The following is a 25,516-nucleotide window of genomic DNA, read 5'->3' as shown; positions in this document are numbered from 1 at the left end:
GTAATTAATAGTTTACTGAAATTTCTGATAGGTGGTCTTTTGGTTATAGCAGATGAAAATTGGTAAAAGCCCGAAGGATATAGAATAATTGATGGTCGGAAGAAAATCAGTTAATTTTTTTAAAATAATTTCCAGTAAAATTAAATTATGTATCTCCGCAATTGCACCAGTAAAAGTTAAAAGCGAATCGAAATGTTCGTTTTAATTAAAATATCAACTCCTTCGGTCTTCAGTCTTCAAACTCCCGACCACTTAAGCAAAGGATTTAAGGTTACTGGCATCATTGCGGATAATCAGAAATTAAATAATTTGCAATTACCAATAATGTTTAGAATTTTACCAATCAATAAATAGTTTATTACTACAGACCTTTAATAGTATTGTTTAAAATGAAGTCCTTATCATTATTTTTTTTATTCACTTTTACTTTTTGCATGATATGCATTAAGACTGCCACAGCACAATTAACAACAGTAGGAGAGGCATTTTGGGTGGGGTTTATGGAAAACTTTACTGAAGAATCATACGGTAATTCAGTTTTGATAATTACAGCAAATGAGGCTGCAAAGGGCACCATTGATTTAAGCAATTTTCGTCCTAATTGGACGGAGAGTTTTGATTTACAGGCTGGGCAAAGTTATACATTGCGTATATCCACCTATCAGGAAGACCTGATGCACCGTTCCTCAGGTATTGTTGAAGATAAGGGAGTGTTTGTTTCTTCAGAGGGTAAGGTTTCTGTATATGCCTTTAATGAAAGATATAGAAGTGCAGATGGAACGGTGGTTCTTCCATTGTCCACTTTGGGCAAAGATTATTTGGTGACTTCACATTTTGAGGTTTCGCCTGGAAGCGATAATCCTTTGGTAGAGCTCAATGCCAAAAATGAAAGTTTATTGCTGGTTGTAGGTGTTGAAGATAATACCAGAGTTGAAATAACTCCATCGGTCAATACCGATGATGGGAAACCAGCAAATGTGCCATTTGAATTGGTGCTCAATGAAGGGCAGAGTATCCAGCTCAGAGCCAGGGACGACCTTAGTGGTTCCAGGGTGAGGGTATTGGGAGATGATATCAATGATTGTAAAAATATAGCTGTTTTTGGAGGGAATAAATGGACAGGTGTTGGGCAATGCGGTGAGGCAAATGATCATTTGTTTCAGCAAATTTATCCCATCAGCACATGGGGAACACAGTTTATACATGTGCCCTTTAGAGGGAGAACTTCTGGAGAAATGGTCAAAGTACTAGCTGCTTCCGATGGTACTGAGGTCAATCTTAATGGACAATATTATACCACTTTGGCAGCAGGAGAATATACTGCTTTGGATTTTGGGATGGATGAGGTTGTCCAAATTGAAACGAGCCAACCCGCTGATGTTTCCGTTTTTGCTAAAAGCCAAATGTGCAATGACCAGAGCCAAGCATTGTCCACCTATGGTGATCCCTTTATGATCAGCCTGAGTCCCAATCAGCAGCTGCTAAAGGATGTTACTTTTGAGGCATTGGATATTATTTCGATAGAACAGAATTATGTAAACATCATCGCTTTCACCGATGGGGCCGGTCAAACCACTTTGGATGGGCAGAATATTGGCGACCAATTTAAACCGGTTCCTGGCAATACTGATTTTTCCTATGCCAGGATCGAGATTAGTAGCGGCTCACATCGTTTACAAAATAGCAATGGTTTTATAGGGTATGTATATGGCTTTGGCTATCTGGAATCATATGGTTATTCTGTAGGTGCAAATTTGGAAAACCTTAATTTTGAGGTGGATTCTAAATATGAATTTGACGTTTTCGGAGAGAAAGTAGCATGTTTGGATCAAGGGGCCTTGTGGTCAATAGTCCCCCAAAATCCGATCTTTACGTATTTTCAATGGGATTTTGGAGATGGTTCGGAAAAAAAGGAAGGAAATGAAGTGAACCACATTTTTAAAGAACCAGGAACTTATACCATATCGATCCTAGCCGCAGTAAGCCAGTCTTCCTGTGACCAACAGGAAGAAGTAGTTTTTGAAGTTGAGGTATTGGAAACAAATGGTGAAATAACAGGCCCTGAAACTTCCTGTCCATTTGAAGAAATGGATTATGCATTAACCAATGAACTTGGTATTGAAAACTTTACTTGGAAAGTAGAAGGTGGGGAAATTATCCATCAGGAAGATAAAGAGGTAAGCATTAGATGGGGAGAAAATAATGAGGATGCAGCACTGATTGTTCAGCCATTTACTATAGAGGGCTGTCCTGGAGAGCCTATAGTTCTCAAGGTAAATATTAGCAATGATATCCGTCCGGAGATCCCTATAGGAGCTGAGGAAGTCTGTTTTGATCCGGATATTCATTATGAATATATGGCTAATAATGTAATAAGTGGAAGGACGGTGGACTGGTATGTGTCGGGAGGGGAAATTATTTCCGTGAAGAATGACACACTGGTAGAAGTGAGTTGGAATCAGGCTGGAATAACAGGTGAGCTATGGTTTGAGGAATCAAATGGGGGAGAATGTAGTGGAATATCGGATATCCTTGCTGTAAATGTAAAGGAAGAGATTAAATTTGATGTTACTGTGCAAAATGGTTTGTGTTTCGACGATCAAAGCGCTTTTATTGCACTGGAACCTAGGGAAGGAGTTGCCCCATTTTCATTTTCTTGGGACCACGATCCTTCTTTAACCACCTCAAAGGCTGAAGGCCTGCCTGCAGGTATATATGGTGTTACAGTTAAAGATGCCAATGGCTGCCAAAAAAGAATGGATAATATAGAGGTTGTATACCCAGAACTTTTACAAGCAGATATAGTATCGTTAAGTGGAACCAGTTGTTTTGGTCGTGCAGATGGACTTGCTGAATTGGAAATTAGGGGAGGAACGAAACCCTATACCATAGATTATGATAATTATATGCTGTCACAAGGAAAAATGTCTTTGGCAGGCTTATCCGGTGGCCATCATGAATTTATAATTGTAGATCAAAATGGCTGTTCAATCCCCATTAGTCTTGAAATTTTCAGCCCTGAACCTTTGGAAGTTGGAATAGAGGTATTGAGAAGAAGTTGTCCTGGTGAAGCGGACGGAGAACTGATTGCGGTTCCGAGTGGTGGCCTTGAGCCATTCGCTTATACTTGGGATTATGAAAATCAATCAACTGCTCATTTGATTAATGCTCCCAAGGGGAGCTATTCCGTTACGGTCACAGACCAAAACAACTGTATTAGTTTTGGAAGTGCCCAACTCGATGAAATGGCCCCGACGGTCAGGATGCCAAATGGCTTTAGACCAAGTGATAACAGTGGGGTGCCATATTTTGAACCGGTTTCTAACTGTCCACTTGTATTTAAAATTATCATTTATAACAGGTGGGGCGAGTTGATTTATATGGGAAATCAGGCTTGGGATGGAACAGTTGCTGGTGAGAGAGCCCTTCCAGATACCTATAATTATGTACTAGAGTATACCTATCGTTTGGAAGATAAACAGATTAATAAAAATATTAAGGGAACATTCCAGGTTATTGATTAATAAAAACAGTAAAGCTTACTGGCTATTTTTTCTTCAGGTTAAATGATCCACCTTTTGATCAATTATGATCATCCTAAAATTAAATTGGGGTCATATTGGTAGAATTTATAAGAAATAATGATATAATTAGCCTTCCAAACAATTGATATAGGCTCTAATTCACCTATTTTCATGAAATGTTTTTATAATAAATCAGGATTACTAAGTCCAAAATGAGGTATACCAAATACATTCTGTCAATCGCATTCGTATTAATGATTTTTAGTACCCATACGGTCTATGGTCAGTTAACCACTGTGGGGAAGGAGTTTTGGTTTGGCTTTATGGAAAACAATACCAATGGGCAAGATGGAACTGCCGTAATTGTGATATCGGCCAATGAAGCAGCCCAAGGAACGATAGACCTCAGTAATTTCAATCCAGGATTAAGTTATAACTTTAATTTACAGGCGGGTCAAAATTATACCTTAAGAGTTCCAGAACCTCAACAGGACCTCTTAAATAGAAATTCTGGCAGGGTAGAAAACAAGGGTATTTATATCACCTCAAGTGGTAAAATTTCTGTGCATGCATTTAATGAAAGGCTAAGAAGCGCTGACGGGACAGTTGTACTTCCGGTGACCACACTTGGCAAGGAATATTATATTACTTCTCATTTTGAAACCACTCCCAATGGTGGTAATGGAAACCTGAATAACAATAACGAGAGTTTGTTTATGGTGGTGGCCGTTGAAGATAATACGACCGTGGAAATCACACCTAGTGAGCGAACCATAGATGGTAAAGCGGCCGATACGCCATTTCAGGTGGTTTTGAATACTGGTCAAACTTATCAATTAAAAGCAAGGGCTGATTTGACAGGTAGTCGGGTGAGGGTGATAGGTACCAATGCAGATGATTGTAAAAATGTGGCGGTTTTTGGTGGAAATAAATGGACAGGTGTAGGAAAGTGTGGAAATGCCAATGACCATTTGTTCCAGCAGATGTATCCTATAAATACTTGGGGAACAGAGTTTATCCATATCCCATTAAAGGACCGTTCATCTGGTGAATTGGTCAAAATAATTGCTGCCGAGGATGGAACTCAAATCACCATGAATGGCACAAATGTAGGCAATTTGGATCAAGGGGAATTTAAAAATTTTGAACTAGGATCTCAGGACATCAGGTTTATAAAAAGCGATAAGCCTATTTGTGTAACCACTTTTTCCAAGAGTCAAAACTGTAATTTATCCTCAGCGCTATATGAAAATTTAGGGGATCCTTTTATGATCACCTATAGTCCCAATGAGCAAATGCTGACTAGCGTCACTTTTGAGGCGATGAGTGTACAGCAGATTCAATATAATTATGTAAATATTATAGTGGCCAGCTCAGCTGTAGACCAAACACGCTTGGACGGAAGGGATATTTCGGGTGAATTTAGCCCTGTTCCTTTCAATCCAGATTATGAATTTGCGAGAATCAATATTTATAGCGGAACCCACAAATTGAGTAATCCTGAAGGATTTATTGCTTATGTGTATGGCTTTGGGGAAATTGAGTCTTATGGTTATTCAGTAGGGGCAAGTTTGGAGAATCTCAATTTTTTGGTAGAACCTGAATATGAGTTTGAGGTGGTGGGGAATAAGGTAGCCTGTTTAAATGCAAGCTCATTATGGGGGATAGCACCTGAAAACCCCATTTTCACTTATTTTACATGGGATTTTGGGGATGGGTCAGTAATAAAAGAAGGGCAGGAGGTGAATCATATTTTTGAAACCCCAGGTGAATATACCGTGACTGTAACCGCTTCAGTTAGTGAAAATTCATGTGAGCAACAAGAAGATATCACTTTTGAGGTAAATGTGTTAGAAAGCTCTGGGGAGATTGTGGGAGCTACGATGGTATGTCCAGATGTAGATGAAATCACCTATCAGCTGGTCAATACTGAAAATATTGCTCGTGTGGATTGGGAAGTATCTGGTGGCGAACTATTGGAATCCGATTCAGAATCCGTGACGGTATTATGGGGAGAGGCCAATGATATGGCATATATTGCAGCACAGCCCTATACAGAAAGTGGCTGCCCGGGAGAGCTGATCTTATTAGAAGTGAAAATTGACCAAAGTATTGAACCAGAAGCACCTATAGGTCCAGTGGAAATCTGTTATGATGCTAGCGAGGTATACATTTATGAGGTTTCCCAAGAAGCACCTGAGAGGAGCTATCAGTGGTTTATTACAGGAGGTGAAATTATTTCAGTTTCAGATGTTGAACGGGTGGAAGTGAGATGGACTGATCCTGGTATTCAAGGGGAATTATGGTATCAGGAAATCAGCTTACTGGATGCCATGTGTGCAGGAGTTTCTGAAAAATTACAGGTAGAAGTTTATCCAGAAATTATCAGTCAATATACTAAACAAGATATTAGATGTTTTGGTGGAAATGAAGGGGAAATCGTGGTCAATACCAGTGGTGGTAATGGTCCATATATTTACCAGTGGAGTCATGATGATGCTTTGTCTACCAATTCAGCCCAGGGATTAGAAGCAGGAGTATACTCGGTGATGGTGAAGGACAGTAAGGGATGTGAAGTTGTACATGAGAATATTGAAATTACACAGCCCGAGCAACTTCAAGGTGAGGTTGTCCAAATAGTAGGTACAAGTTGCTATGGAAAAGAAGATGGAACGCTTAGGATTCAAGTAAGTGGTGGTGTAGCGCCCTATCTCATTGACAATGAATCCGCAATTTTTCAATCAAATGAGTTTTATTTAACAGGGCTAGCAGGAGGAGCGCAGTCATTTACCATTACTGATGCCAATAACTGTCAAGTAGAGCTTCCAATTGAAATACCTAGTCCTGAGCCTGTTTTGGTTGATATGGAGGTAGTAAGGAAAAGCTGTCCGGGAGAATCCACAGGGATTTTGTTGGCAGTACCCAGTGGTGGAAATGGGCCTTTTAGCTTTACATGGGATTATGACCAAAGCACAGAGGCCCAAATTGAGGGATTGCCGAAAGGGGATTACAGTGTGTCAGTTTTGGACCGAAATGGCTGTGTCAGCTTGGGTACCGCTGAAATGCCTGAAGCAGCTCCTATTGTAAGGATGCCAACAGGCTTTGACCCGACAGATGATGGGGAGAAGAGTTTGTTCCGACCTGTTTCCAACTGTAATTTAAATTATGAACTTTCTGTTTATAATAGATGGGGTGAGTTGATTTTCACAGGGACTACGCCTTGGAATGGTAAGGTAGGTGACAATTATGCTACCACAGGTACTTATACTTATTTGATAGAATACGCTTATGTGTTGGAAGGGAATTCCATAACAGAACAGCAAAGAGGGGTGTTTACTGTAGTCTATTAGATTGATTAGCTTGCATATAACAAATAACAAAACAGCTCTGAAAATAGGTTTCGGGGCTGTTTTTGTAAAAGCCTTGGCTTGGATTACATTAGTAAATTCAATAGATCCAGATTGTCATTTAGGTAGTTGTATTTGAAGCGGTTTTCATCTAACCGTTCAAAAATACCACCCAAATCATTGGGGTTTTTAAGTTCTATTCCTACCACTGCCGGACCATTTTCTCTATTGTTCTTTTTCGTAAACTGGAAATAGGCAATATCGTCATTGGGACCTAATATTTGGGTGACAAAATCCTTCAGTGCCCCTGGTCTTTGTGGAAATTGAATCATAAAATAATGTTTCAAGCCTTCATAGAGCAGTGACCTTTCTTTGATCTCTGCAGTCCTCATGATATCATTATTTCCACCACTTACTACACAGACTACATTTTTACCTTTTATCTTTTTCTTGTCATATAAGGAAAGAGCGGCCAAGGTCATGGCGCCAGCCGGCTCTACCACTATGCCTTCATTATTATAAAGGTTCAAAATGGTTGTACAGATTCTCCCTTCTGGAACTAAAAGCATCTCATCCAGATTTTTCTGACAGATCTCAAAGGTAAGGTTCCCTACTTTCTTTACAGCCGCTCCGTCCACGAAACCATCTATTTCTTCCAAAGCGGTGTTTTTGTGGTTTTTAATGGAGGTCAACATGGAGGGAGCGCCCTCTGGTTCTGTACCAATAATCAGGGTAGAAGGGCTTGTCCTTTCGAAATAAGTAGAAACTCCAGCTGTTAATCCTCCCCCTCCGATAGGCAAGAATAAATAGTCTATTGGAAATTTTGCCTCTTCCAGAATTTCTTTGCCTACTGTACCTTGACCTTCAATAACTTTGGGATCATCAAAAGGATGCACAAATACAGCTCCTTTTTCATCACAATAATCGGAGGCAGTTTTATAGGCGTCGTCATAAGTGTCACCCGCCAGTATGATTTCCACCTTATCCTTTCCGAATAATTTCATTCGGTTGATTTTTTGGGCAGGAGTCGTGGAGGGAATGAAAATAGTGCCTTTTATATCGAGGTTCTTACAGGCAAAAGCCACACCCTGAGCATGGTTGCCCGCACTGGCACAGACCACTCCACGAGCTTTTTCTTCATCGCTTAAACTTGCGATTTTATGATAAGCCCCTCTAAGTTTATAAGATCTGACTACTTGGAGATCTTCTCTTTTTAAGTAAACATTACAGCCATACTCTTCACTCAATTGGTAATTGTATTGAAGAGGAGTAGGGGTGACCACATTGGCCAAAACATGACTCGCTTGAACGATACCTTCAAAAGAAACAGAATCACTCATGGTTTTATTTACAGATAACTAATAGTCCATATAAATATACGCTGCATCCACTGATTTCTTTAAGATAATTCATCAGTAAATAGCTTTAAAAACAAAAAAGCCTTGCTTAGCAAGGCTTTTTGCGGAATGGACGGGACTCGAACCCGCGACCTCCTGCGTGACAGGCAGGCATTCTAACCAACTGAACTACCACTCCTTTGATAAAATCAGTTAACACTATTATTTATTCTCTTTTGTAAAACTAGCGGAATGGACGGGACTCGAACCCGCGACCTCCTGCGTGACAGGCAGGCATTCTAACCAACTGAACTACCACTCCTTGATAATAGGTTAACTTCTTTCAATAAAATTTTTAAGCGGAATGGACGGGACTCGAACCCGCGACCTCCTGCGTGACAGGCAGGCATTCTAACCAACTGAACTACCACTCCGTTAATAATATTTATCACTCCTCGTTTGAAGTGATGCAAAGGTAGTAGTATTGTTCTTTAAAGCAAAACCCCATTGTAAAAAAATATTTGTGCCATACCCTAATCCCCCTCTTTTTCAGCTAAATAATTTTTCACTCATTAACCATTATTACGCAGGTGTGGCAAATTTATCTGCTAATATTTGGTGAAAAACCAATTTCAATAAGTTTATCTATTACTGATATTTATCCAGTAAGACTTTATTTTGTCTGTTGTATTGTATCTGCAAAACAAGATCAGTTATTAACTTTGAAAGTCAATTTTTAGAATGGATGAAACCCTCATGTTTTTTAGCAGTGGTCCGTAGTAAGTTTTGGGCTGGTTATTGGGTTTAAAAAAATGCTGTGGAAAACTTTATTTTAACTTTTATCGAGACCTATTAGCAACTTATTTAATTGGAATGGGTTATTTTCATAGTTGGATCAAATTGCAAAAACCAAAATAATTATGCGTTTAATGACTGATTTCCTAATTGATTGATAAATAGTATTTTAGGGAGTTTGTGCAAAATGAAACATTTGCTGATCTTTGGCTAGAGGACAAAAGACTGTAGGCCAAAGATTTTTCTTCGGGATAATCTTTTTATCTTTGTTTTGGTTAAAATAATTAAACATGGTCCTAGAATTTGAAAAGCCAATTGCTGATTTAGAGCTTAAACTTCAGGAAATGAAGGATTTGGCTAAAGGCAAAGAGATCGATTTGTCAGCCGATATTCAGTCTTTGGAAGAAAAAATAAAAACTTTGAAGAAAGAAACATTCCAAAATTTAACCAGATGGCAAAGGGTTCAACTGTCAAGACATGCGGACAGACCATATGCCTTGGATTACATTTATGAGATCACCAATGACTTTATAGAGCTTCATGGTGATAGAAATGTAAAGGATGATAAAGCCATGATTGGTGGCCTTGGAGATATCGACGGACGTACGGTAATGTTTATTGGTCAGCAGAAAGGCCGTAATACCAAGCAAAGGCAAGAAAGGAATTTTGGCATGGCCAATCCAGAAGGCTATCGTAAGGCGCTTCGTCTGATGAAAATGGCTGAAAAATTTGGTAAACCAATTGTTACTTTGATAGATACTCCCGGTGCATTCCCTGGCTTGGAAGCTGAAGAGAGAGGCCAAGGTGAAGCTATAGCAAGAAACATCAAGGAGATGTTTATGTTGAAGGTTCCCGTGATTTGTATCATTATCGGAGAGGGAGCATCAGGTGGTGCCTTGGGAATTGCGATAGGAGATAAGGTGATGATGTTGGAGAATACTTGGTATTCCGTGATCTCTCCTGAATCATGTTCATCCATTCTTTGGAGAAGCTGGGATTATAAAGAGCAAGCTGCAGAAGCATTAAAGCTCACCGCTTCTGATATGCAAAACAACAAACTAATTGACGGAATTATTCCAGAACCTTTGGGTGGGGCACATAAAGATATGAAGGCCATGGCCGCCACTATTAAAACGAGTATTCAGGAAGCTTTGAAGGAGTTGGATAAAATGAAGCCTGAGAAAAGAATTGAATCCAGAATTGATAAGTTTTCGAGTATGGGCGTCGTTAACGAATAGGAGGCGTACTAAAGATATCATTTAAACCTCTGTATTATACAGAGGTTTTTTTATTTTTTCACTTTAAATTATATAGTTTATCTATTTGTATATCAGTTATTTATATTTGTAAAATAATGAGCTTATGAAATTACATGTGATCAATACAGGTTTCTTTAAATTGGATGGAGGGGCTATGTTTGGGGTAGTGCCCAAATCACTTTGGCAAAGAACCAATCCGGCTGATGAAAACAATCTTTGTAATTGGGCTATGCGCTGTCTTTTAGTAGAAGAGGGAGACCGCTTGGTACTGGTAGATAATGGGATTGGTGATAAGCAAAGTGCAAAGTTCTTTTCACATTATTACTTGCATGGTGAGGATAGTTTACATGGTTCTTTGGCAAAAGCTGGATTTACAAGAAATGATATCACTGATAATTTTTTGACGCATCTTCACTTTGACCACTGTGGTGGTGGAGTCCAGTATAAGACAGGTACTGAACAATTGGAAATGGTATTTCCCAATGCTCAATATTGGACCAATAAAGATCATTGGGAATGGGCGACTGTACCCAATGCAAGGGAAAAGGCCTCTTTTCTGAAGGAGAATATATGGCCCATGCAAGAAAGCGGGCAACTGGGCTTTTTGGATTTGGAAATGCCTACTTTGTTTTCTGGCTTTGAGTTTTTTACTGCGGATGGACATACGGACAAACAGATGATTCCGAAGATCCAGTACAAAGGAAAAACCATTATCTTTGCAGCAGATCTGCTTCCATCGGTAGGTCATATTCCTTTGCCATATGTGATGGGGTATGATACCAGGCCGCTAAAGACCTTAGATGAAAAGAAGGCTTTTTTGGAGGAAGCAGCAGAAAAAGAATATATCCTTTTTTTGGAACATGATCCTGTCCATGAATGCTGTACAGTGAAAATGACTGAAAAAGGAGTGAGGCTAGACCAAACATTTTCATTGAGTGAACTCTAAAATTAGGATTGCTATAGCTTTATCTGGAGGTGGTGTAAGAGGTATTTCTCATTTAGGCGTGATCAAGGCCTTGGAAGAATCCGGAATTTACCCCGATTTGGTATCTGGTACCAGTGCAGGTGCTATTGTGGGTGCCATGTATTGCTATGGTTATGCTCCTGATGAGATTTTCGAGATCATTATCAATACCAATTATTTTAAATTTGTAAGGCCAGCAATAAGCCGCAAAGGCATTCTGAAAATGGAAGTCTTGGAAGAGTTATATAGGGTGCATATGCCCAACAATAATTTTTCCGACCTGAAAAAGCCTCTGAGCATAGCCGCAACAAACCTCAAAAAGAGTAGGGTGGAGTATTTTACCGAAGGGGATTTTATCAGGCCTTTAATGGCTTCTACTTGTATACCAGGCATATTCGAACCTATTGAAATTGAGGGAGATTTTTATATTGATGGAGGAGTTTTGAACAATATGCCTGTAGAGCCTTTGATAGATAAGAGTGACTGGCTCATCGGGGTAAACTGTAACCACTTACCTGATGTGGCCAATGTGAGCAATATAAAGAGTTTGATCGAAAGAACAGTGATCATGTCGATGAACTATAATGTGTACAATAGAAGGGCCAAATGTGATTATTTTATAGAGGCAGAAGGTCTGGCCCAATATGGGGTTTTTGACCTGAAAAAGGCGAAAGAACTATTCAAGGCAGGTTATGAAGCTGCCAAAAATTATATTATTAACCATCCAAGCCTGGCTGATTTGGGCCAGGTGGAAAAAACTATTTCTAACAAATGATGAAACAACTGGCCCGTTTTGTATTCTGGATTACTGGTTGGAAAGTGGCTGGAGCTTGGCCCAAGGATCTTAAAAAAGCAGTGATGATTGCTATTCCCCATACCAGCAATTGGGATTTGCTTTATGCACGAGCAGCCTTTTATATTATGGATGTACCTGTGAGATTTACTATCAAGAAAGAAGTGATGGTTGGTCCTTTGGGCTGGTTTATTGGGGCCTTGGGAGGGATATCCATCGATAGAAAAAAGGTAGCGGGTAAAAGAAAACAAACCTATACCGAAGCCATGGTAGATATGCTGAATAAAGCGGATGAATTGGTGATAATGGTAACTCCCGAAGGTACAAGAAGTTATGCCAAGCGCTGGAAATCTGGCTTTTATCACGTGGCCATGGGGGCAAATGTTCCTGTGGTGATTGGTTTTTTGGACTATAAAAAGAAGCAAGCAGGTATCGGCCCTGTTATTTATCCAAATGGCAATATGGATGAGCAGATTGAAGAAATGAAGGCATATGGCCGTACAGTTACGGGCAAATATCCAGATCAAGGCATAAGATAGGGATTATCTGATCGATATTATTTTCATATTAATACCGGTACAGCTTTTGTGCCGGTTTTTTTCTGTTTATATTTTTAGTCTATGATCCAGAAAATAAAAAAGTTGACGGTTTTCAGAATCTTAAAGGATAGTGTACAGACCTTTACCAAAAGCGATTCTATGACTTATGCCGCCAGCACAGCTTTTTATACCATTTTTTCCATGCCGGCAGTATTGATTATTTTGATCAATATTGGGGCGACCTTTTATAATGAGGGGACTGTAAGGGAAGAATTATTGACCCAAATATCCAAATTAAGCGGGGCAGAGAGTGCTGCGACCATCGATGATATTATTTATAATGCCACCTTGGACAATGATGGCTTTTTTGCCAAGTCAATAGCCATTGCGGTATTGGCATTTAGTGCTACTACGGTTTTTGTAAGTCTACAAAATAGTATCAACCATATTTGGCATATCAAGCCAAAGCCAGAAAAGGGCTTACTTAAATTTATCATCAACCGCTTGCTGAGTTTTTCGATGGTGGCCTCCATAGGCTTCATTCTTTTGGTTTCCTTGGTGGTGGATGCTTTGATTGTAGTTTTTTTTAATCACCTCGCTGAAATTTTACAGGGAGCATCTTTCTATCTCACCACCATTACCAATTTTGTGCTTACTCAGGCTTTAATGGTCGTCATCTTCGGCTTGATGTATAAGATCTTGCCGGATGCTAAGGTCAAATGGCGGTCAGTTTGGATGGGAGCAGTGGTTACCATGGTTTTATTTGCCTTGGGAAAATACCTTATAGGTTTTTATCTGGGAAATAGTGAAATAGGCAGTGCTTATGGCACTGCCGGTTCCTTAGTGGTTATATTGGTGTGGGTATATTATTCGGTGATTATCTTTCTCTTTGGGGCTAGTATAACCTATTATATTGCCGAGAAAACTGGACGGGGTATCAGGCCCATCAAGGAAGCTGTAAAGGTGGAAATTGTCGAAGTGGAAGAAGATCCAGAAACGTAATACTAGCTGGTATAGCCCCCGTCGACGGTGAAAATAGAACCTGTGGTGTATGAAGCTGCAGGGGAAGCTAAAAACAAGGCCAGTGCGCCTATTTCCTCCACCTTGCCCATTCTTTTGATGGCCAATCTTTTCATGATATTGTCCATCACCTGATCATTTGACCAAAGGACCTGGCTGAACTTGGTTTTTACCACTCCTGGGCAAATGGCATTAACCCTTACTTTGTGGTTGCCCCATTCTTTTGCACAAACTTTAGTAAGGGAGTGCAGGGCAGATTTGCTCACACTGTAAATCCCCAATTGCGGTTCTGGAGTGATGGCCCCAATGGAACTGATATTAATGATGGAAGCATTGGACGATTTTCTTAAATGGGGCAGGCAAAGTTTGGAAAGTTCAAAAGGTGCCCTGACATTAACGGCCATGATTTTATCAAAAAGCTCCATGCTCGTTTCATGTACTGGACCACAGAACGGATTTATCCCAGCATTATTGACCAAAATATCTATTTGTCCATAAACCTCTATGGTCTTATTGACCAGTGATTCCAATTCATCCGGGTGACTTACATTGCAAGCAACGCCTATTACATCATAGCCTTTGTCATTGAGTCTGGTGGCTACTTCATCCAAGGCCTGTTGATTGCGGCTGCTGATGACTACTTTGGCACCAGCTGCAGCAAAAAATTCGGCAATGCTGAGTCCTATGCCTTTACTGGCACCGGTAATGACGGCTACTTGGTTATTTAAAGCAAATAATGATGATAAATCCATTGATTATATATTTTTAAGGGCTGTTGAAAAAACAATTTAATTTAAAAAAATCTAATCCAATTGGTCTTAAATTACAGGTTTATTTTAAGAAAAATTCTATTTGTGGATTAGCCTTACAATCAATTAGAAAGGTGTGTAAATGACATTTGTAAATAAATGCAAAAAGCCCACTTCATTGAAGCAGGCCTTTTGATGAGGAATATATCAGATTTAGAAATTCAAAGTTTAAAATAAGGAACCTTGGACAGCCTTTGGTCTTTGGGCTTGTACAGTCCCTTTTAACATATCCTGGATCAACTTAATGAATCCATTTTGCCAGTTTTCTTTACTGATCTTGATTTCTTTATTCTCATAACTGATTGGGCCCCTAAGCCGCTCAAATCCCAAAAGCATGGTCCATACGGTATAAAAGGTGATCTCTGGCTGCAAATCCGGTCTCATGCTCCCATCTCTTACGCCATGGGAAATGATCTGAATGCCGATTTTGGCAGGATCATGTTGGATTTCAAGCAATTCAGTGAAATTGGGGCTTTCCATAATGAGTGGGTCGATTTGCTTCCTTTTTTCAGGATCATTGTATTGGTCCATTATCCCCATAAAATTCAGGATGGCATCCTGATACATTTTATGGTTTTCTGTGAAATCTATAAAGTTGCTTACAAGGATATTAATCATTTCTGATCCCGATTTCCCCTTACTTTTTTGGGCTTCCCTAAAAACATCTTTCAATTCTTCAAAAGCCTTACGGGTCACGGCCATGTACAGGTCTTCCTTATTCTTATAATAAAAGTATATAAGACCTTTGCTCATTTTGGCTTTCTTGGCCACTTCATCCATTTTGGTACTATGGTAACCTTTTTCGGCAAAAAGTCCAATGGCTGAATCTAAAATCTCTTTTTCTTTCTTTTGTCTTTCGTACTTTCCCATTGCAAATATGAATAGGCTGATTTTTAAATAAAGTTTAAAGTTATTGAACTTTATTTAAAAACACAGAAAACCTATGAAAATATTTATTGCAATATATATCTAAAAAAGTGTAGGTGAATGTTTTTAACATTCAGATTAATAAGCGGTTATATTTTGTGTTTTTAAGTAAAATTGATTTAAAAAGTATTGAATTTTAAGGAGAGTTATATAGGGGAGATGTAGATATCTCCCCTAAAGACTTATCCATTTATCTTAATAATGAAGTAGTTCTTTTTACCCTTTTGGACCAGTAAGTATTTTCCTTGTAAAAGTTCCAATCCATCCAAGTTCGCTTGTGGATCATTCAGTTTTATCTTATTGATGCTCACACCACCTCCTTGAATCATTTTTCTGGCTTCACCTTTTGATTTAAAGATCACATCCTGACATTTATCACCCAAAAGATCCAAGACACCTTCGGTGCTATCAAATGCCGATTGGCTTATTTCTACCTGGGGAACACCCTCAAATACTTGAAGGAAGGTTCTTTCATCCAAGGATGCCAAGTCTTCAGTAGAAGATTTGCCAAAGAGAATTGAAGAAGCCTTAACGGCCATTTCATAATCTGCTTCAGAATGGACCATGATGGTGATTTGCTTGGCGATTTCCTTTTGGAGTATCCTTAAGTGTGGCGCTTCTAAGTGTTCCTTCTCCAAGCTCTCGATAGTGGCTTTATCCAATGTAGTAAATATACGGATGTATTTTCCAGCATCCTCATCTGAAACATTGAGCCAAAACTGATAGAAAGTATAAGGAGAAGTTTTTTCAGGATCTAGCCAAACGCTTCCTCCCTCGGTTTTCCCAAACTTGGAGCCATCAGCTTTGGTAATTAACGGAACAGTAAGGGCAAAAGCACTGCCGCCATCCATTTTTCTGATCAGTTCAGTTCCGGTGACTATATTTCCCCACTGATCAGATCCCCCTAGCTGCATGGTACAGTTCTTATTTTTCCACAGGTGGTAAAAGTCATAGCCTTGGATCAACTGATAAGAGAATTCAGTAAAGGAAAGTCCATTTCCCTCTTCCAATCTTCTTTTTACACTGTCCTTGGCCATCATATAATTTACAGTGATATGCTTGCCCACATCTCTGATAAAGTCAAGGAAAGAAAACTGGGACATCCAGTCATGGTTATTGACCAGTTCTGCCTTATTTTCCCTCTCTTCTTCAAAATTCAGAAATTTACCCAATTGCTTTTTGATCGAGGAAATATTATGATCAAGGGTTTCTTTGTCTAAAAGATTTCTTTCAGCTGATTTGAAAGAAGGATCACCGATCATACCTGTGGCACCACCGACAAGGGCTATAGGTTTATGTCCGGAACGCTGAAAGTGTAATAGGGTCATTACACCTACCATATGTCCAATGTGCAAAGAATCAGCTGTTGGGTCAAAGCCTAGATAGGCAGAGGTGATGCCTTTATTCAAGTGCTCTTCCAATTCTGGCGTCATGTCCTGGACCATGCCCCTCCAACGCAATTCTTCTATAAAGTTGTTCATATTTATATTTTGCTTCTATTAATCTAAACGAGCTGCAAATATAGGTTTTGCCGCTTTAGAATTAAAGGAAAGCCCGGATATTTGAGTATTCCAATATGTCCAAAATAACTTCTGTGAATTTAGGGGTGATTTTAGTCCAGTCTTTCCATGACCAGTACCAATTTATCTCCCTTTGGGCTGATGGCCAATCTGGAGATGGCACCATAGCCGGGGAGACTAACTTGGGCGATTTTTTCCCAGTCTTGGCTTTTGTTTACGTTTTTGATAAACAAGTCTTGGCCTCGCGCCATAAGCATCATGTTTTTGTCAATCCAAATAAAATCTTCGCTATCAGCCAATGCGGTACCATAATTTTCGCTACTCTTTTCTTCGATGTCAAAGGATTTGATCTCAAAAGTGGATTTTCCATTCAGGACCACACTGGCACTTTTATCGATATAAGTGATTTCGCTCGTGTTGGGTCTTTTCTGGATACTTCTGCCGGTGTTTTCTGCTAAGGACAGTATATTGTCTCGGCTGAGCGGGTAAAGTAATTTATTGGGTTCGCCTAGCACAGACATTGCCGCTATATTGTTGTACCAAGTGTAATAAGCCACTGGTGCGATATCATCGTAAAGTAGTTCTGGCTCCCCAAAATTGATAGGGTAAAGCCAAAGCCTTTGGCTGCTGTCTTCTTCCACCGTAACTGCAGAGATATATTGGCCACAATCAGTAAGTTTTGGTGAGAATTCACTTTTTGTGTCCGTTCGGGTCATATTGGTAAAACTGTCTTTATCGAAACTAAAAAGGATGATATCGCTCACTCCTTCATCTGAAACAGATGAAAAAGCCACTTGCTCATTATTGATAAAATAGGGTTGGTTATCATATCCAGGCCTATCGGTAAGTTTTTGGGCGCTTCCAGGCACAATGCTGAATTTTCCCAGAAACTTTTTTGATCTTAAACTGATAAGATCATATGAGCCTTGGGCCTTGAGAGAGTTGTTGGTCCATGTGGATAATAGGATGATGGTAAAAACAAATGCCTTCTTTAGTCTAAACATATTAAATGACTATTATTTTTGGTAGTTATGCTAAAAATACAAAAGGAATCTAGAATGAAGAATTTCTATGGACTAATCCTTCTTTGCCGAGCTGAATTTTCTTTAATAAGCAGGGGAGAAGTGTCCGTAAACGGTCGATTTTTGTACGTTTATGTAGCAATGGGTTTTTAAAAATCAGGCATATGTCCTTATGAGGCACTTTTTAAGAAATGGCATCCTTTTCGTAACTTAAGTTTTAGATGAAAAGTAAAGTTGATCATTTCAGAAGATTTCCTGTAGAATTACTATTTTGGTGTTCGGCGATTGTGGCGATTTTGACAATTGATCCGTATTCCCAAACACATTTAAGTATTTGTCCACTGGATATTCTTGGGATTGATTGGTGCCCAGGTTGTGGATTAGGAAGGAGCATGAAACTCTTTGCTACAGGTGAATTTTTAGCATCTTTTGAAATGCATCCATTGGGTGGCATAGCTTGGTTAATCATTGCTTTTCGGATAAGTGAATTGGTGAAACTATTTAAAAAAACAAGTAATTATGGCTAATGTATTAAAGCACCTTCCCGAATTGGAAGGAATGGAACTTGGTTATATCCAGGGGATCCTAAAAAACATGGATGATGAGCAAGCTAATCTTTTTGCCCAGGTGTATAGGGCCAGAAGAAAAGACAGCCAAATGGTATTGATTTTGGCATTGCTGGGTTTCTTCGGCTTTGCTGGTCTTCATCGTTTTATTTTGGGGCAAATCGGCCTTGGAATATTGTATTTCTTTACTGTGGGGCTCTGTTTTATTGGGACCATCGTGGACTTGGTGAATTATAAAAGCCTGGCATATGAGTACAATATTAAAGTGGCCCACGAAACCTTGTCTGTAATGAGTAACGGATTGGGACAATCATTTAATCAAGAGAACGTACAAAAGGATAAAAATGAGGAAGCATAAATCGGGTATATTTTCTTTTGCACTGCTTTTATGCGCGGTATGTCTACCGGGGTGTGGATATTCCCAAATGACGGTGGTTTCCGATATTGAGGAATCATTTTCGGGCATAAGGGAGGTGGAGCTGTATGGTGGCCCTTTGGAAATTTCATATGAAGGGAAGGATGGTGTAAGTGATGTTGCCTTGAGTGCCTATTTGGAAACCAATAGGGACAACGGTGTAAAAATCACCTATGAGGTAGAAGGTGACAAGCTCATTGTCAAATGGGATCAAAGTAACAAAACCAATTCTTGGGGAAGCTTTAGGCATGTAGGTTATATCAGTCTGACTGGACCTAAAAACATGCAACTGGAAGTGTCCAGCGGTTCGGGAAAAGCCTTTGTTTCGGATATAGTGTCTGATGAATTAACAGTAACAGCAGGTTCTGGTCATGTTGAGGTAAATGACCTTAAAGTAGGCCAAGTTTACCTGAGTGTTGGTTCAGGACATATAGAAGCGGGAAATATCAAAGGAAATATTGATTGCAAGGTTTCTTCTGGACACGCTGATATAAATGACATTTTGGGAAATATCAATGCTGTGGCGAGTAGTGGCAAACTGAGTATTGAAAATGTTGAGGGAGAGCTAAGTGCAGTGGTGAGCTCTGGTAAGATCGCTATGGATAATATTGCGGCGGTAGGCAGTTTAACCAGTTCGTCCGGTTCCATAAGCGGGGATAATATCGGATTAGGAGCTGCCACTAACCTGAAATGTTCTTCTGGATCTATAAATTTTAGTACTAAAAGCAACCTAAAGGATTATAATTTTGACTTAGTGGCCAGTAGCGGAAGCCTTAGAGTAGGGGATGAAAAGAAAGGAAAAAGCCTGAAGATCGATAACAATTCAAATATGACCGTAAAAGGAGCTGTTAGCTCTGGAAGTATCTCCATTCATTAATATTAATAACTGTTTTCAACATTAAAATCAACCCGAAACATGTAATCAATTGATATGTTTCGGGTTGACTATTCCATCAGTAAGTAATACTCTTCAAAGGATTACCTCAAAAATGACACAGGTTTCACAGGAATAATTAATCAGGACATTCGATCCGGGGATAGGATGTGAGAAATAAGGCAACAGCTGTGAAAACGGAAAATCATATTATTTGGGAAAGATAAGGGATATTACCGCTCTCATTCCAAAGGCTGATTTAATCCCGTTCGGGGCAGCAAGGTTGATGCGTGGGCCAGTTACAAATTGTACTTTTTGCTTTCCTAAACTGGTGACTCCACTGATATTAGGGTTAAACCATAAGACGGTCGAATTGGCTTGCCAGTTTTGGGTCAATTCAAAATTAAAGCCTGCTCCGGCTCCTGAAGGCCAGTTATACGCCACAAAGGGCTGTAAAAATAATTGACTTACATTATTCCTTTCACTGTCACCGGCCACACTCCAGATTTGATTGGCCAGGGCACCGATGGTAATGGCATGAACCTGATATAATGCCACGGCTGTTGGCCCCATTCCAAATTTCTTGCTGCCCAGTAGATCATTTGTAGCTGTAGGGATCGAAAAAACAGGACCGAAGCCCCAAATAATTTCTGATTCTTTTGGACTGACAAAGCCACTTAGTACCATATCACCTATACCTGACTCTTTACTGCCTGTTTCTGTAATATTGTATTGGCTGATTACGGGAATTATTGCCCGGGTAATTAGATTGAAATCTTTGGTCAAACTAACTGGTATCACTGGTTGTATGTTCATATTATAACGGGATCCCTCTAAGGGACCAATACCAAAATCCATATTTTGCTGCAATGGAAGACTGATAAGGCTTGCTATGGGATTGGCAAGTTTCTTTGCAAGTTCCGCAGCTGAGGACTGGGCATCTTCAGTTTGAGCATACACCTTACACCAGGTAAAAGACAGTAATAGGCCTAGGGTCAAGTAGCTTATTCTAATTTTAATAAATAATGATGTTTAAAAGTGAGTGTTTTGTCCAATATTATTTAAACAGGAATAATCATCAGGTTTTTAGTAGTATTGATTATGCTGAATGGAGTTAATATAATTTATTTTAGTTTAAATTTTGTTGTATTAGAAAAAATAATTGAAAGTCTTTCAATAAGCTTGGCAAAAAGCATGGTTGATTTTTTTATATGTATATCCGCAATTGCACCAGTAAAAGTTAAAAGCGAATCGAAATGTTCGTTTTAATTAAAATATCAACTGCTTCGGTCTTCAGTCTTCAAACTCCCGACCACTTAAGCAAAGGATTTAAGGTTACTGGCATCATTGCGGATAATCAGATTTTTTTATTCTTATTCTGTGACAACAAATTTTTTGTTGTCTAATGATCCATGCAAGTGCTTGTGATGAGATAGTTTTCAATATAGTTGTAAGAGAATTCATTTAAATTTAGTATTTTGAATCCTTTATAAACTATTAAACAACAAATAATATGGGGTATATCATATGGTGGATTATTTTCGGCCTGATAGCCGGTCTTTTAGCAAAAGGGATAATGCCTGGAAAAGATCCTGGAGGTTTTATTGTTACAATCTTGATTGGAATAGGAGGAGCCTTTGTAGGAGGTTTTATCGGTCAGGCTTTGGGTTTTGAGAGTGCCGGTGGAACTGGGATGGGCTGGGGCTTGGTTTGGGCGGTTATTGGAGCATTGATCATACTCTATATCTGGAAAAAAATTATTGGTCCAAATGTCTCTAAAAAATAGCCATATCAGAATGTGCAATAAAAAAGGGATTTCCGTCGGAAATCCCTTTTTTATTGCATAGAATTTGAAAACCTATTTATCTCTATTCTTCTGTTGCATATAAAGCTTTTCCGGCCTCTTCATATTTATCACCTTCCATCCATTTTGGTTGCTCAGGAGCATTGGCAATCTTTTCTGCAGTGAGTAAATAGGATTTCCAATATTTCATGGCATAATCCAAATCGAAATTGTCCACTTCATCTGCTGCTTGATGATAGTATTTCATGATTTCAGCATCAAAAGCCGTGAAACCTAAACTGAAAGTGGGAGCAGGGATACCTTTTTTGGCAAAGTTCACATTGTCTGATCTGTCATAAAGGCCCTGTTCAGGTGATGGATCAGCAGTTACCCTCAATCCATAAGCATCTACAGCTTCCTTGATCAAATGGTCAGCAGAAGTTCTTCCAAATCCAATGACTGTTATAATCTCGGTGTCATTATAACCACCATTATCAATATTTAAATTATAGATCACTTTGTCCAAAGGAACCATTGGATTTTCAGAATAATAAGCAGAGCCCAATAGTCCTTTTTCCTCGGCTGTCCAGGCACAAAGTAGGATGGAGCGCTTAGGTGGATTTTCAGCAAAATATTTAGCAGCATTGATGATGGCTACAGTTCCTACAGCATTATCCCTAGCGCCATTATAAATACTGTCTCCTTCTGCGTCTGGCTTACCCACACCTATGTGATCGTAGTGGGCGGAAAGCATGACATACTCATCTTTTAAGTTTGGATCTGTTCCTTCAATCTTCGCAATTACATTTTTGCCTGTTATGGATAGGTTTTTCTTTCCTTTAATGTTGAGATCAATTTCTGAACCAGAGGATTGGTCAATGGATTTAATCAAACTACCATTAAGATCTTTGGCCCAGATATAAGGAATTCCAGCTTCCTTTGGATCACCTTGGGCAATGGTCATTTGCGGTTTGTTCAGATAGTTGGTCAATAGGCTCCATGGAGTAGTGGGTAGATTATACATCTCTATCAAGGCCAGTGCTCCTTTTTCTTCAGCCAGCGCCAGTTTCTTTCTTCCTGCTGCAAACAGCTGTGAGGGGCCCATCTGCTCAGGCCCACCCACCCTGACAACCAAAATTTTACCTTCTATATCTTTACCTTCCAAATCTCCTTCTAATCCATAACCAGCCACGACAGTTTCATATTTCCCTTCAATAGCCTTACCGTCCAAAACTAATAACTCTTGACCTTGGGTCAAGGTTTCATCTCTGTATATAATAGACCCTTCATTAGGAGGACTGGAAATCCTGAAAGGAACTTCTTGAAAATAGTTTTCAGCTCCATCAATAGGCTGAGCATCATATTTCCAGAATTGCTCCGCAATATATCTCGCCGCAATATCTATTTCAGATCGAGCAGCATCCCGGCCTTTTAGTTCATCTGAAGCTAAATACCTGAAATGGGAGATCGCTTCTTTCTCCCTGATGGATTGGTCGATTTTATTTTGCCGCGCATCAGTATAAGTAGGCATAAATGCCAATCCGGCCAAAAATGAATAAAGTAGGTTTTTCTTCATGAGCTTTATTTAAAATTAGATAGCTAAATATAATTGATTTATGGCAGAGTTAGTTCCTGATTGGATACTTAGGTTTTCTTCAAACTATTAGTAAATGAAAATGAGGCTATTAATAAAATTATGATGAATATGGGCTATTTTTTATATGCAACATTGTTTCATTTCTGTTTAATATTGTTACTTTTGCAACCATGTTGCGTTTACAGTTTTGATTATGTTTATAGAAAGCATCTTATTAGTATCCTTGATAAATCCTGTTCCAAGTGGAGAGAATAGCACCAATGTACAGATGGACGCTTATCCAATCTATGCTCAAATTCAGCAGCCAAAAGATTCTACTATCAATAAAGAAACAATTAAGACCTATGAATTGGGCCAAGTGACAGTTTCTGATCATTTAGAGCAAATGATAAAAGAGGAATCCTCCAATATCTCTTTTGTCAGAAAGGATTTTCTCCGGAAAAATAGGGGAAATAGCCTAATGAAGACAATGGAAAGATTGCCAGGAATAAGTACGGTGGGAATAGGCTCAGGTACTTCCAAGCCATTGATAAGAGGATTGGGTTTTAATCAAGTTGTTGTGCTTACGAACGGTATCAAACATGAAGGACAGCAATGGGGGGCCGATCATGGATTGGAATTGGACCAATATAATGTTGATCAAGTGCAGATAATAAAAGGCCCTGCATCTATAAGTTATGGCTCAGATGCAATTGCTGGGGTGATAGATATAAAGGACAAACCTGTTCCAGACAGGGGAAGCCAAGGAGGGAGCCTTATTTTGAATGCCAAATCCAATACAGCTTGGCTTGGGGCTTCGGCTAATGTTTATGGACGAAGGGAAAAATGGTTTTATGATATGCGTCTCAGCTATGCTTCATACGGGGATTTTAAGGTGCCCGCTGATACCGTTTATGTTTATGACTTTGGGGTCGCCTTAGATCAGGGCAAGGTGCGGAATACTGCAGGAAAAGAATTTGATTGGTCCGTTAAGCTGGGATATTTGGAAGGCCCGTTGAAAAACACCCTGACCGCCGGAAGGGTATATATGAAATCAGGTTTTTTTGCCAATGCCCATGGATTAGAGCCGCGCAATGTCAATGAGGAACTACATGATAGCGCTAATAGGGACATACTTTTACCTCATCAGGAAGTGGGACATTTTAAGCTCATTGATCAGTTTTCCTATCGATTTGAAAAGCATCTCATAGAAGCTGATTTCGGCTTTCAGCTCAATGAAAGAAAGGAGTGGAGCCAATATGTCAACCATGGTTTTATGCCGCCTAATTACCCCGATGAATTGAGCTATCCCTCCACATTGGAGCGCTCATTTGACAAAAAAGTCTTTAGTATGCAGCTCAGAGATGAATGGTTTCTTGATCAGCATCAATTACAGTTTGGGCTAAGTGGAGAGTGGCAGATGAATGAAATCGGGGGTTGGGGATTTTTAATACCCGCTTATCAAAAAGTTAGTTTTGGACTTTATGCCTTAGACAAGTTCAAGATTAATGATGAGTGGCAAATACAAGGAGCTTTGCGATATGATCATAGCCGAATAGCCATTGAGGCATATCAGGATTGGTTTCCATCCACTGAAGAGCAGGAGGAGCAGCCTTCCAACTATTTGTACCGCTCTCAAGCCAGCACCAGAACATTCAATAGTCAGGTATGGGCACTGGGCTTTAATTATGCTCCTGGAAAGTTCAGTTTTAAGGGAAATATTGGTACGGGTTTTAGGGTGCCCATAGCCAAGGAATTGGGTGCAAATGGGGTGAATTATCACTATTATCGATATGAGAGAGGGAATGCTGAATTGTCTCCTGAACGATCTTATCAATTGGATTTGGGTGGAACATTAAAAGAAGATCAATGGCTGGTCACTTTCAGTCCATTTTTTAATTACTTCTCCAATTATATTTACCTCAGTCCATCTGCTGAATATGATTATCTATACGGGGCAGGCAATCAGGTGTTTAATTATACCCAGTCAGAAGTAGTCCGTTTTGGCGGCGAACTTTCTGTATTTCACCAAATCAATAAATCCATGAATATAGAGTTATTGGGGGAATATGTTTATAGCGAACAGGTTTCCGGGGATAAAAAGGGCTATACTTTGCCATTCTCACCACCGCCCTCAGTCCTGCTAAATACTACTTACAAACCATTATGGACCTTGGGTCTGGGAAAACCATATTTAGCCGTGGATTACCGGTTAACAGCTAAACAGGAACAGATTGTACCACCAGAGAAAATGACTCCTGGATACCGACTGGTGGATTTGAGGTTTGGGGCTGAACTTAATTTGTTCGATTCGCCCCTTCAATTAGATTTTCAAGTCAGAAACCTTTTCAATACCCGGTATTTGAACCATACCAGTTTCTATAGATTAATCGACCTTCCAGAACAAGGAAGAAGTTTTAATATTTCTTTTCAATTAGATATTTAA

The 25,516-nt window shown here is 39.4% G+C and carries 19 protein-coding genes and 3 tRNA genes; 12 read left to right on the top strand and 10 right to left on the bottom strand.

Annotated features, from left to right (window positions below; all coding sequences use genetic code 11):
• Positions 1 to 434: 434 nt before the first annotated feature.
• Positions 435 to 3,524, top strand: a complete 3,090-nt coding sequence (locus tag KZP23_RS18240) for a PKD domain-containing protein (protein ID WP_226333215.1) — start codon at positions 435 to 437, stop codon at positions 3,522 to 3,524.
• A gap of 254 nt (positions 3,525 to 3,778) precedes the next feature.
• Positions 3,779 to 6,874: a PKD domain-containing protein gene (locus KZP23_RS18235; protein ID WP_226333214.1), complete on the top strand. Its 3,096-nt coding sequence runs from the start codon at positions 3,779 to 3,781 to the stop codon at positions 6,872 to 6,874.
• 83 nt (positions 6,875 to 6,957) lie between these two features.
• Here the strand turns inward: KZP23_RS18235 and ilvA are convergent, their stop codons facing one another.
• From ilvA to KZP23_RS18215, 4 genes are all read right to left on the bottom strand, one after another.
• Positions 6,958 to 8,211, bottom strand: a complete 1,254-nt coding sequence (gene ilvA, locus KZP23_RS18230; RefSeq protein ID WP_226333213.1) for a threonine ammonia-lyase IlvA — start codon at positions 8,209 to 8,211, stop codon at positions 6,958 to 6,960.
• Between the two features lie 122 nt (positions 8,212 to 8,333).
• Positions 8,334 to 8,407, bottom strand: a tRNA-Asp gene (locus KZP23_RS18225).
• A 49-nt stretch (positions 8,408 to 8,456) separates the two neighbouring features.
• Positions 8,457 to 8,530: transfer RNA gene (locus KZP23_RS18220), tRNA-Asp, on the bottom strand.
• A gap of 38 nt (positions 8,531 to 8,568) precedes the next feature.
• Positions 8,569 to 8,642: transfer RNA gene (locus tag KZP23_RS18215), tRNA-Asp, on the bottom strand.
• 651 nt (positions 8,643 to 9,293) lie between these two features.
• Here KZP23_RS18215 and KZP23_RS18210 point away from each other — a divergent pair.
• The 5 genes from KZP23_RS18210 (at position 9,294) to KZP23_RS18190 (ending at position 13,560) form a co-directional block, all read left to right on the top strand.
• Positions 9,294 to 10,241, top strand: coding sequence for an acetyl-CoA carboxylase carboxyltransferase subunit alpha (locus KZP23_RS18210; protein ID WP_226333212.1), 948 nt, complete (start codon positions 9,294 to 9,296; stop codon positions 10,239 to 10,241).
• Positions 10,242 to 10,365: 124 nt separating this feature from the next.
• Positions 10,366 to 11,208, top strand: coding sequence for an MBL fold metallo-hydrolase (locus tag KZP23_RS18205; protein ID WP_226333211.1), 843 nt, complete (start codon positions 10,366 to 10,368; stop codon positions 11,206 to 11,208).
• Complete coding sequence (locus KZP23_RS18200; RefSeq protein WP_226333210.1) at positions 11,198 to 12,001, top strand: patatin-like phospholipase family protein; 804 nt, start codon at positions 11,198 to 11,200, stop codon at positions 11,999 to 12,001. Before KZP23_RS18205 ends, KZP23_RS18200 begins: the two co-directional genes overlap by 11 nt.
• Positions 11,998 to 12,558 carry a 1-acyl-sn-glycerol-3-phosphate acyltransferase gene (locus tag KZP23_RS18195; protein ID WP_226333209.1) on the top strand — a complete coding sequence of 187 codons (561 nt, stop codon included), beginning with the start codon at positions 11,998 to 12,000 and terminating at the stop codon, positions 12,556 to 12,558. The genes KZP23_RS18200 and KZP23_RS18195 overlap by 4 nt, the downstream gene beginning before the upstream one ends.
• Before the next feature lie 81 nt (positions 12,559 to 12,639).
• Positions 12,640 to 13,560, top strand: a complete 921-nt coding sequence (locus KZP23_RS18190; protein ID WP_226333208.1) for a YihY/virulence factor BrkB family protein — start codon at positions 12,640 to 12,642, stop codon at positions 13,558 to 13,560.
• A gap of 2 nt (positions 13,561 to 13,562) precedes the next feature.
• Here KZP23_RS18190 and KZP23_RS18185 read toward each other — a convergent pair whose 3' ends face one another.
• The 4 genes from KZP23_RS18185 to KZP23_RS18170 form a co-directional block, all read right to left on the bottom strand.
• Complete coding sequence (locus KZP23_RS18185; RefSeq protein ID WP_226333207.1) at positions 13,563 to 14,330, bottom strand: SDR family NAD(P)-dependent oxidoreductase; 768 nt, start codon at positions 14,328 to 14,330, stop codon at positions 13,563 to 13,565.
• 225 nt (positions 14,331 to 14,555) lie between these two features.
• Positions 14,556 to 15,257, bottom strand: a complete 702-nt coding sequence (locus KZP23_RS18180) for a TetR/AcrR family transcriptional regulator (RefSeq protein WP_226333206.1) — start codon at positions 15,255 to 15,257, stop codon at positions 14,556 to 14,558.
• 239 nt (positions 15,258 to 15,496) lie between these two features.
• Positions 15,497 to 16,795 carry a tyrosine--tRNA ligase gene (gene tyrS / locus KZP23_RS18175; protein WP_226333205.1) on the bottom strand — a complete coding sequence of 433 codons (1,299 nt, stop codon included), beginning with the start codon at positions 16,793 to 16,795 and terminating at the stop codon, positions 15,497 to 15,499.
• 131 nt (positions 16,796 to 16,926) lie between these two features.
• Positions 16,927 to 17,838: a TolB-like translocation protein gene (locus KZP23_RS18170; RefSeq protein ID WP_226333204.1), complete on the bottom strand. Its 912-nt coding sequence runs from the start codon at positions 17,836 to 17,838 to the stop codon at positions 16,927 to 16,929.
• A gap of 239 nt (positions 17,839 to 18,077) precedes the next feature.
• On the opposite strand from KZP23_RS18170, the gene KZP23_RS18165 reads away from it, so the two are divergent.
• From KZP23_RS18165 to KZP23_RS18155, 3 genes are read left to right on the top strand one after another with little or no spacing between them, the layout of a single operon-like run.
• Positions 18,078 to 18,383 carry a DUF2752 domain-containing protein gene (locus tag KZP23_RS18165; protein WP_226333203.1) on the top strand — a complete coding sequence of 102 codons (306 nt, stop codon included), beginning with the start codon at positions 18,078 to 18,080 and terminating at the stop codon, positions 18,381 to 18,383.
• Positions 18,376 to 18,780 carry a TM2 domain-containing protein gene (locus KZP23_RS18160; protein WP_226333202.1) on the top strand — a complete coding sequence of 135 codons (405 nt, stop codon included), beginning with the start codon at positions 18,376 to 18,378 and terminating at the stop codon, positions 18,778 to 18,780. The genes KZP23_RS18165 and KZP23_RS18160 overlap by 8 nt, the downstream gene beginning before the upstream one ends.
• Entirely contained in the window at positions 18,767 to 19,714 is a 948-nt protein-coding gene (locus KZP23_RS18155; protein WP_226333201.1) for a DUF4097 family beta strand repeat-containing protein, read from the top strand. The genes KZP23_RS18160 and KZP23_RS18155 overlap by 14 nt, the downstream gene beginning before the upstream one ends.
• A 207-nt stretch (positions 19,715 to 19,921) precedes the next feature.
• Here the strand turns inward: KZP23_RS18155 and KZP23_RS18150 are convergent, their stop codons facing one another.
• Positions 19,922 to 20,671 carry a hypothetical protein gene (locus KZP23_RS18150; protein ID WP_226333200.1) on the bottom strand — a complete coding sequence of 250 codons (750 nt, stop codon included), beginning with the start codon at positions 20,669 to 20,671 and terminating at the stop codon, positions 19,922 to 19,924.
• Positions 20,672 to 21,224: 553 nt separating this feature from the next.
• Here KZP23_RS18150 and KZP23_RS18145 point away from each other — a divergent pair.
• Positions 21,225 to 21,497 (top strand): GlsB/YeaQ/YmgE family stress response membrane protein, encoded by a 273-nt coding sequence (locus KZP23_RS18145; protein ID WP_226333199.1) that lies wholly within the window; start codon positions 21,225 to 21,227, stop codon positions 21,495 to 21,497.
• Between the two features lie 82 nt (positions 21,498 to 21,579).
• Here KZP23_RS18145 and KZP23_RS18140 read toward each other — a convergent pair whose 3' ends face one another.
• Positions 21,580 to 23,070, bottom strand: a complete 1,491-nt coding sequence (locus KZP23_RS18140) for a M28 family peptidase (protein ID WP_226333198.1) — start codon at positions 23,068 to 23,070, stop codon at positions 21,580 to 21,582.
• 214 nt (positions 23,071 to 23,284) lie between these two features.
• Here KZP23_RS18140 and KZP23_RS18135 point away from each other — a divergent pair, with 214 nt between their 5' ends.
• On the top strand, positions 23,285 to 25,516 hold the full coding sequence (locus tag KZP23_RS18135; protein ID WP_226333197.1) for a TonB-dependent receptor: 2,232 nt from the start codon (positions 23,285 to 23,287) through the stop codon (positions 25,514 to 25,516).

Source organism: Echinicola marina (assembly GCF_020463795.1).
Taxonomy (GTDB): domain Bacteria; phylum Bacteroidota; class Bacteroidia; order Cytophagales; family Cyclobacteriaceae; genus Echinicola; species Echinicola marina.
The sequence above is the reverse complement of the archived record's forward strand: the minus strand, read 5'-3'. Positions and strand labels throughout refer to the sequence as shown.

Bases quoted from the DNA above. Each gene is read 5' to 3' on its own strand.
- KZP23_RS18240 (WP_226333215.1), top strand. From the start codon at position 435: ATGATATGCATTAAGACTGCCACAGCACAATTAACAACAGTAGGAGAG.
- KZP23_RS18235 (WP_226333214.1), top strand. From the start codon at position 3,779: ATGATTTTTAGTACCCATACGGTCTATGGTCAGTTAACCACTGTGGGG.
- ilvA (WP_226333213.1), bottom strand. From the start codon at position 8,211: ATGAGTGATTCTGTTTCTTTTGAAGGTATCGTTCAAGCGAGTCATGTT.
- KZP23_RS18210 (WP_226333212.1), top strand. From the start codon at position 9,294: ATGGTCCTAGAATTTGAAAAGCCAATTGCTGATTTAGAGCTTAAACTT.
- KZP23_RS18205 (WP_226333211.1), top strand. From the start codon at position 10,366: ATGAAATTACATGTGATCAATACAGGTTTCTTTAAATTGGATGGAGGG.
- KZP23_RS18195 (WP_226333209.1), top strand. From the start codon at position 11,998: ATGATGAAACAACTGGCCCGTTTTGTATTCTGGATTACTGGTTGGAAA.
- KZP23_RS18190 (WP_226333208.1), top strand. From the start codon at position 12,640: ATGATCCAGAAAATAAAAAAGTTGACGGTTTTCAGAATCTTAAAGGAT.
- KZP23_RS18185 (WP_226333207.1), bottom strand. From the start codon at position 14,330: ATGGATTTATCATCATTATTTGCTTTAAATAACCAAGTAGCCGTCATT.
- KZP23_RS18180 (WP_226333206.1), bottom strand. From the start codon at position 15,257: ATGGGAAAGTACGAAAGACAAAAGAAAGAAAAAGAGATTTTAGATTCA.
- tyrS (WP_226333205.1), bottom strand. From the start codon at position 16,795: ATGAACAACTTTATAGAAGAATTGCGTTGGAGGGGCATGGTCCAGGAC.
- KZP23_RS18170 (WP_226333204.1), bottom strand. From the start codon at position 17,838: ATGTTTAGACTAAAGAAGGCATTTGTTTTTACCATCATCCTATTATCC.
- KZP23_RS18165 (WP_226333203.1), top strand. From the start codon at position 18,078: ATGAAAAGTAAAGTTGATCATTTCAGAAGATTTCCTGTAGAATTACTA.
- KZP23_RS18160 (WP_226333202.1), top strand. From the start codon at position 18,376: ATGGCTAATGTATTAAAGCACCTTCCCGAATTGGAAGGAATGGAACTT.
- KZP23_RS18155 (WP_226333201.1), top strand. From the start codon at position 18,767: ATGAGGAAGCATAAATCGGGTATATTTTCTTTTGCACTGCTTTTATGC.
- KZP23_RS18145 (WP_226333199.1), top strand. From the start codon at position 21,225: ATGGGGTATATCATATGGTGGATTATTTTCGGCCTGATAGCCGGTCTT.
- KZP23_RS18140 (WP_226333198.1), bottom strand. From the start codon at position 23,070: ATGAAGAAAAACCTACTTTATTCATTTTTGGCCGGATTGGCATTTATG.
- KZP23_RS18135 (WP_226333197.1), top strand. From the start codon at position 23,285: ATGTTTATAGAAAGCATCTTATTAGTATCCTTGATAAATCCTGTTCCA.